Source organism: Candidatus Magnetaquiglobus sp. (genome assembly GCF_058402785.1).
On record NZ_JBZVFG010000035.1, the window covers coordinates 31,614 to 39,484 of the forward strand.

Annotated in this window: 7 protein-coding genes; 2 read left to right on the forward strand and 5 right to left on the reverse strand. The window is 61.9% G+C overall.

Going from position 1 to position 7,871, the window contains the following annotated elements; all coding sequences use genetic code 11:
• Positions 1-609 precede the first annotated feature (609 nt).
• The 4 genes from pckA to ACV4UY_RS11855 form a co-directional block, all read right to left on the reverse strand.
• On the reverse strand, positions 610-2,229 hold the full coding sequence (gene pckA / locus ACV4UY_RS11840; RefSeq protein ID WP_491607794.1) for a phosphoenolpyruvate carboxykinase (ATP): 1,620 nt from the start codon (positions 2,227-2,229) through the stop codon (positions 610-612).
• A 5-nt stretch (positions 2,230-2,234) separates the two neighbouring features.
• Complete coding sequence (locus tag ACV4UY_RS11845; protein WP_491607795.1) at positions 2,235-3,524, reverse strand: phosphoglucose isomerase-related protein; 1,290 nt, start codon at positions 3,522-3,524, stop codon at positions 2,235-2,237.
• 103 nt (positions 3,525-3,627) lie between these two features.
• On the reverse strand, positions 3,628-4,689 hold the full coding sequence (locus ACV4UY_RS11850) for a peptidoglycan DD-metalloendopeptidase family protein (protein ID WP_491607796.1): 1,062 nt from the start codon (positions 4,687-4,689) through the stop codon (positions 3,628-3,630).
• A complete protein-coding gene (locus ACV4UY_RS11855; protein ID WP_491607797.1) occupies positions 4,686-5,360 on the reverse strand; it encodes a protein-L-isoaspartate(D-aspartate) O-methyltransferase in 675 nt (224 codons plus the stop codon). The genes ACV4UY_RS11850 and ACV4UY_RS11855 overlap by 4 nt, the downstream gene beginning before the upstream one ends.
• Positions 5,361-5,667: 307 nt before the next feature.
• Here ACV4UY_RS11855 and ACV4UY_RS11860 point away from each other — a divergent pair, with 307 nt between their 5' ends.
• Positions 5,668-6,579, forward strand: coding sequence for a YkgJ family cysteine cluster protein (locus tag ACV4UY_RS11860; protein ID WP_491607798.1), 912 nt, complete (start codon positions 5,668-5,670; stop codon positions 6,577-6,579).
• Positions 6,580-6,581: 2 nt separating this feature from the next.
• Positions 6,582-7,010 (forward strand): NUDIX domain-containing protein, encoded by a 429-nt coding sequence (locus ACV4UY_RS11865; RefSeq protein WP_491607799.1) that lies wholly within the window; start codon positions 6,582-6,584, stop codon positions 7,008-7,010.
• Positions 7,011-7,147: 137 nt separating this feature from the next.
• Here the strand turns inward: ACV4UY_RS11865 and ACV4UY_RS11870 are convergent, their stop codons facing one another.
• A complete protein-coding gene (locus ACV4UY_RS11870; protein ID WP_491607800.1) occupies positions 7,148-7,522 on the reverse strand; it encodes a hypothetical protein in 375 nt (124 codons plus the stop codon).
• Positions 7,523-7,871 lie beyond the last annotated feature (349 nt).

A 7,871-nucleotide genomic window follows, 5' to 3' on the forward strand; every position in this document is an offset into this window, starting at 1 on the left:
CCCGTCATCACGGGGGACGGGGGGCGATTATCGCCCCCGGCGGGGGCGGGGCAGCGCCCCGCGACTTTGACGTTTGAGACTTTGGTTTTTCGCGCGCTCTTCACGATAAGCCATTTTTCGCGTTGTTTGCGAAAAATGGCGCAAGCGCGCGGTCTCATGTGCCCTGCTTTGTTGCCGTTTTTGGGCAACGAAGCAGGGCGAATTGCTCACGGGCCATGAGTGACCTTGGGCGGTTTGTTGGTCAGCTCAGTCGCCGCCCACCGGCGGCTTGTTTCTGGCCATGTTCTTGAGATCGTTTCGCCAAAGGCGCGAAACGATCTCAAGGCCAAGGCGGCGCGCAGGCGATTTTCACAAAAAACGTGAAAATCGCCTTTTTTTGTAGAGCGCGCTAAAAGACAAAGACAAGACCAAGAAGAGTCAAAGGCAAAACCTCGGAGGCGCTGCCTCCGAACCTCCGCCGGGGACCTTCGGCCCCCGGTCCCCCGCAACAGTTTCACCGGGGACCTTCGGCCCCCGGTCCCCCGCAACAGTTTCACCGGGGACCTTCGGCCCCCGGTCCCCCGCAACAGTTTCACCGGGGACCTTCGGCCTCCTCCCACCCTCCCATTTTCAACCCAGGATCGGCCCACCCGACAAAATCCGACTCGATACCCGCTCCGCGAACTTCTCGGAGAAATTGGCCACGAAACGCTCCGCCAACTCCCGCGCCTGCCGGTCGTAACGCTCCGGATCCTTCCAGGTGGAACGGGGATTCAAATGACGGGTATCGACATGCAAGACCTCCATCGGTACTTCAAAACCAAATACCGGATCCACACGGGTTCTGGCCAAATCCAGATCCCCATCGAAAATACGATCGATGATGGCACGGGTCTCCTGAATCGGCATGCGGAACCCCTCTCCATACGGTCCACCGGTCCACCCGGTGTTGATCAGCCAGCACTTGGCTTGGGTCTCGGCCAGCTTCTTGCCCAACAGATCGGCATAGAAAACCGGATCGAGCACCATGAACGGCTCGCCGAAACAGGCCGAAAAGGTGGCCTTGGGCTCGGTGATGCCACGCTCGGTGCCGGCGAGCTTGGCAGTGTAGCCGGAAAGGAAATGATACATGGCCTGCTCGACGGTCAGCCTGGCCACCGGCGGCATGATGCCAAAGGCATCGGCGGTCAGAAGAATCACATGCGCCGGATGCTTGGCCTTGCCGCTGATCTGGATCTTGGGCAAGGAGGCAAGAGGGTAGGCGGCACGGGTGTTTTCGGTCAGGGAGTCGTCATCCAGATCCGCGCGCCGACTGGTGGGATCGAGCACCACATTTTCCAACACGGTGCCAAACTTGCGCGTACACTCCCAGATGTCCGGCTCGGCCTGGGGATGAAGCCGGATCACCTTGGCATAACACCCCCCCTCGAGATTGAACACCCCGTGCTCGGACCAGCCGTGCTCGTCGTCCCCGATCATGCGCCGCCGCGGATCGGTGGAAAGGGTGGTCTTGCCGGTGCCCGACAGCCCGAAAAAGATCGCCACGTCATCCTGTTCGCCGACGTTGGCACTACAGTGCATGGACAATACCCCCTGCAAGGGCAACAGATAGTTCATCAGCGAGAAGACCACCTTCTTGTTCTCGCCGGCATAGGCCGTGCCACCGATGAGCGCTTCCCGACGCCCCAGATGGAGCAGGATGAAAGCCTCGGAACGGGTGCCATCCACCTGGGGATCGGCCTGGAACCCACCAGCGTTGATCAGGGTGAAATCAGGCAGGGCCACCAACTCCTTGGGCAGTTCCGGATGGATGAAGAGGTTGCGGGCAAAAAGCGATTGCCAGGCCGAGGTGGTGATCACCCGCACGCGGCGCTGATAGCGGGTATCGGCACCGACACGACAATCCTGGACAAAAAGCTCCCGATCCTTGAGATGCGCCATGACACGGGCACGAAGTGCATTGTATCGCTCCTCCGGGAAAGGACGGTTGACCGCGCCCCAGGCGACCCGATCGCGGCTGGAGGGCTCATCGACGATGAATTTGTCGTTGGCCGAGCGACCGGTATACTGGCCGGTCTCCACGACCAGGGCGCCACCTTGGGCGATGTGACCCTCGTTGCGATGAATGGCGCATTCGTACAGAATGGCCGTGGGCAGATCGACATGCATGCTGCCGGTGTGCTCGAAACCTTGATCGAGCAGTTGCGCGCGCACCGCGTCGATGCGCTGATGTTGGGTCAATGGGTACATGATCTCTACTCCTTGAGAAGTGTGCCAGGTGTCGAGGCTTCCAGGCGGGAGCGGGTGCGCTTCTTGCCATCCTCGACGGCGGGTTGATCGAATGGGGTGACCCCCAGACAGGCCGCGACCAACGCGGTTTCCATCTCCAACAAAAGCAACAGCTCGCCCAGGGCGAATGGATCGCGACACGAGAGCCGGAACTCCCGCAACGGCGCGCCGCGATTGAGCAGCGCATCGCGGGTGCCGAGATATTCGGCGGTGAACAGCTCGCCAACCGATCGTCCCGCCAGGGGAGCGATGGCCGGAAGGGTCGCAAACGGGCCCGCATCGATCGTCCGACCCATGTCTGCCAGCATGGGATCGAACAGCAGGGTGAACTGTTTGTCCTCCGGGCCGTCCAGATAGAGTTGCAACTGGGAATGCTGATCCACCACGCCGCGCGCTTCGACCGGGGTCAAGCCCTGTTTGCGGCCTTGGGGATCGATTTTGCCGAGGCTTTCGGCCCAGAGCTGCCGAAACCAGGTGGCGATGGTCTCCAGACGGGATCCATAGGTGAGAAGCACGCTCATATTGCGTCCCGCCTCGGCCATGGAGGCCTGGGCAAGGGCGTGGCGCAGGGCAGGATTGGCGACCGGATCCGGGAGCAGACACCGCTCGGCCATGCTCCGCGCGCCGGCCACCAGGGCGTCGATGTCGATGCCGGCAAAGGCCGCGGGCAGCAATCCGGTCACCGACAACACCGAAAAACGCCCTCCCACGGCGGCATGCGGGATGATCGGCACCCCGAGGGTGGCGGCGATGGTGCCCAGGGCACTGGCGGGATTCTCGGTGACCACGGCCAGATGGTCCGCCAGGGCCGCACGCCCGACATGGGCCTCGAGCACCGGCAACACGGTCAGCAGTTGCGCCAGGGTTTCCGGGGTCTCCCCGGATTTGCTCACCGCCAGAAGACGGGTGGTCTGCCAGTCCTGTGCATAGAGCGCGGCCAACTGTTCCGGACAGATGTTTTCGAAAAAGGTGACGCCGTTTCCGGGTCCCGCCAGGGTGCTCACCAGCATGTTGCCGCCCAGCGAACTGCCGCCGATGCCGAGGACCACCAGCCGTTCGGCCCGCGCCCGAAAACGGTCGGCCCAGAGCCGGGAGGTCCGCGGTTCGGCGTCGGTGATGAGCAGTTGCAGGAAGGGTGGACGTTGCTCCGGATGGTCGCGCCAGAGGGTCAGTGTATCGAGCAGACCGGGCGGACAGTCACGGTGCCGGATGAAGGCGTGGGGGCGAATGTCGAGTGAAAAGGGATGATGGGTCACGGTGAGATCGCATCCTACGATGATGTTGCCATATCCATGAAACCGAATGGGAAAAACGGATGATCGCCCTGGATCGGGTGAATGAATCGTGCCGATGGCGTCATCAATCCCGTTTGGGGAGATACTCTAAGGGATTTTGCGGCTCAATGCTACGTCGGATTTCAAAATGGAGACGCGGCGAGACGGTCACGCCCGATTGACCGGCCAGGGCGATGGTTTCGCCGGCGCGCACCGCCTGTCCCTGCTTGACCAGAATCTTCTGCACATGGGCGTAGGTGGTCATGAAGGCGCCGCCATGCCGCAACAACACCATGTTGCCATAGGTGGCCAACCCCTGATCCGCGTAGGCGACCACCCCGTCGGCGGCGGCCATCACCGGATCGCCCGGATTGGCGGCGATATCGATACCGGTGTTGCGGCGCGCGCCGAACTGTCCGAAGCGGCTGATGATCCGGCCTGAATGGGGCCAGATCCACCGGGCCGGTGGATTGGGCGAGAGGTTTTTCTGGGCGCCATCGCTCTCCGGAGCGGCGTCGCGCGCGGAGGGCAGATCCGGAAAGGCCGGTTTTTCGCGCATGGCCAGGGCAGGGGGTGGAATGTGCGCGGAGGGGGTTTCTGCGGCTGTGGGGATGGCGTTGGTGGGGGTGTCGGCGCTTTTCGGGACGGCGTTGGTGGGCGCGTCGGATCCGGCATCCACGGATCTGGTGGGCGCGTCGGCGGGCCTGGGCGCTGCGCCGATGGCGTTGGATTTGGTGGGGAGGGGGGGCTTTTCGTATTCCGAAGTTTTGCGCTCATCGTCGTTGGGGTTGGGCGCGACGACCCGCAGCCGTTGTCCAACCTGGAGCTTCTGCCATTTCGAAAGGCCGTTCCAGGCGGCCAGGGTCGCCACATCCACCTTGTGGGCGGCGGCGATCGACCAGAGGGTCTCCTTGGGTTTGACGATGTAGAATCGATCCGGGTCGGATTTTCCAACGGGCCTGGCGGGTGCGAACGCCTCTTTTTGGGTCAGGGGCGGACCCTGCTCGATGCGCACCGGCGTGGAATCGGTGGCCGGGGGCAGGGCCCCGGTGCCGGTACAGCCGCCGATCCACAACGAAAACAACAGCATTCCGACCGCGTGCGCGGTGTTGATGTCCGCGAGACGGTGCCGGATTTCGTGCCTCATGACCGGGCTTCCTTCCACCCCTGAGCGCCGACCAGAGGGACGAAACGGCACGGTTCCAGGGTTTCGCGATGCAGACTGCCATCGGCCTCGCGTCGGATGCGGACCAGGGTTTGGACGGTCAGTGTCCCCTCGGGAGCCACCAGCAGACCAAAGGGGGCCAGTTGACGGATCACGTTTTCCGGGGTGACCGGGGTGCCGGCGGTAATGATCACCCGGTCGAAGCGACGCTCCTCGGGCCAGCCGAGGGTGCCATCCCCCTGACGGCAGACCACGTTGTGATAGCCCAGGCGTCGCAGTCGCTTGCGTGCCGAATCGGCAAGCGCCGGGAGACGTTCGATGGTATAGACCTTGTGACAGAGCCTGGCGAGAATCGCGGTCTGATAGCCCGAGCCGGTGCCGATTTCGAGGATCTCCTCGCGTCCGTCGAGCATCAGGGCCTGGCTCATGCGTGCCACGGTGTAGGGTTGGGAGAGGGTTTGGCCGTCGCCGATCGGCAGGTTTTCGTCTCCGTAGGCACGACTGGCCAGCGCCTCCTCGACGAACAGGTGACGCAGCGTGTCGCGCATCACCGTCAGGACGCGCGGATCGTCGATCCCCTGTTTTTCCAGCAGTTCGCGCACCATGCGATCCCGCGCTCGGGCAGAGATCATGCCGTGTTCCGGGGTTTTCATGGGTTGACGGGGGATCCGTGGGGTAAGAGAGTCGTCATGATTCCCCAAGGATACGGGCCGGGTGCGGGTGTGTCAACGCACGGACGAGAATTAATGAACGTGACAAGTGCGCATGGGTATGGAACCGGTTGCTGGGATTGCCGTGATCCGGGAACGATCCAAAGCGTGTCTTGAATGGCCAAAGCGCGCGGATTCACGCTTGGAACGTTGCCCTGGACCCCTGGGTGGGCGATAATTGCTTGGCATTGATGGACCGGGAGATCCCGAAACGTTATCAAAACTTCTAAATGGATTCCGACCACCACCCATGAGCGACCCAACCGACTCCTCCTTTTCGCACGCCGAGCGCGATCACGCCTTGCAATTCGATCCGGTGATGCGCGACATCCCGCGCGAAGTGCGCAACATCCTGCAACCGGTCCGTTTGGAAGGGGAGAGCCATTTTCAGTTCCGCTGCCATCCGGGCGTGGCCTGTTTCAACGCCTGCTGCGCCAACATCGAGATCGTCCTCACCCCTTACGACATCCTGCGTCTGCGGCGTCGCCTGAACATCACCGCCGAGACCTTCCTTTACGAGTATGCCTCTCCCTATACCCTTGCCAAGGGACAACTCCCGGTGCCATTGATCCGCATGGACGAGGAGACCGGCAAATGTCCCTTCAACACGCCGGAGGGGTGTTCGGTCTACTCGGATCGGCCCGTGGCCTGCCGTTACTATCCCATCGGTCTGGCGCTGATGCGACCGGATACCGCCAACGCCAACGAGGAGTTTTTCTATCTGGTCAAGGAGCCCTACTGTCTGGGGCACCAGGAGACCACCTCCTGGACCATCGACTCCTGGCGCAAGGATCAGGGTTCGGACGGCTATGACGCGCGCAACAAGGGGTGGATGGAGCTGATTCTCAAGCGTCGTTCGGCGGGGGATGAGGTGCGCACCTCCATGCAGCTCTCCGAATTCTTCTATATGGCCAGCACCGATACCGAGGAGTTTCGTCGGTTTCTCTTTCAGTCGAGTTTTCTGGAGCGGTTCGACGTTCCGGAGGAGACCATCGAGCGGTTGCGCACCGATGACGAGGCGCTGCTTGATTTCGCCTTTGACTGGCTCAAGACGGTTCTGTTTGGCGACAAGAAGGTGGCGGTGCGTCCCGAGGCTCTCAAGCGCAAGGCCGAGCGTCGGGCGGCGGCTGCCGAGGCGGAATCGGATCTGGAGGCAACCTGACCATGCCGATCGTGCGTCCCTGTGGGGTGGTGTTGCGCGGCCAGGAGTTGCTGGTGCTGCGTTATCGCTATGGGGAGCACGATCGGTTCAATCTGCCGGGAGGCAATCTCGAGGCGGACGAGACTTTGCACGACTGTCTGGTGCGTGAGTTTCGCGAGGAGTTGAATCTTGTCGTCGTGCCTGGGGAGTTGTTGCATGTCGCCGAGACCCGCACCGAGCGATCCACGGTGCATCTGGTGTTTCGCGTGGAACATGTGGGCGAGCCGAGCATGAATCCCGAGCAGGTGCGTGCCAGCGCGTTGGTGTGGTTGCCGGTTCGTGACTGGGCCACGGCACCGCTTTATCCAGCGATTGGTGCGGCGTTGAGCGACTGGTTCGCCCGGCGGTCCGGTCCGGTCTATCTGGGTCGGATTCCCCAGCCGTGGTATTGAGTGGCGGATGTCAAGTCAGGGGGGTAGGTGGGGCGAGGAGCTGACAGGACGGGATGGTTCGACTGACGGGGTTCAGGGTAAATTCTTTAAGTTTTTATTTCTAAACCGAACTCAGTACCTGAGGCGTCGTTCCATGATCAAGGGTCCAGGGGGGTATCCCCCTGGTGGGATCCAAGGGCAAAGCCCTTGGGACTTTGCTTTTGACTTGAGCGCGCTCTTCTCAAAGAAGCATTTTTCGCCTCTTTTGCGAAAAATGCGCCGAGCGCAGCCTTCGCGAGCTTCGTTTCCGCTTTTTGGAAACGAAGCTCGTATTGTGCACTGTGGCCTTGCGGGAAACGACGCATCTCAAAACAGACGCGGTTTAAATTATTATTCTTAGAATTCCCTTTTTCTTTATTTCGCGCGCTTGCGCGATTTTTCTGTGCTCCTCCTCTGCCCGAAGGGCAAGGAAGCACATTCGCGCAAGGCGTGACAAAGCGATCCAGCTTGGCCGCATCGTCGGAAATGGACACCTTGACACTGATCTTCTATAATCGGGTGACCCGATTTTTTCGACCAACTTTGTACGCCGGCTCAAGATCCCCGTGAACCCAACCCCCAAGCCGAAGTATCCGCTCAACCCCTGGATACGTTCCGACGTGGAATCGGCGCTGCCTGCGTCGGAGCCGGTTGCGGTCGAATCCGTGGGGGGAGGGCGGGCGTGGGTGGAGATCCGCCGTTTTGCCCCACCCTGGGACCAGTGGAATGGGCCCGAGCCTGAGGTGACGTCAGCGCCCGAGCCTGAGGTGACGTCAGCGCCCGAGCCCGAGGTGACGTCAGCGCCCGAGCCCGAGGTGACGTCAGCGCCCGAGCCCGAGGTGA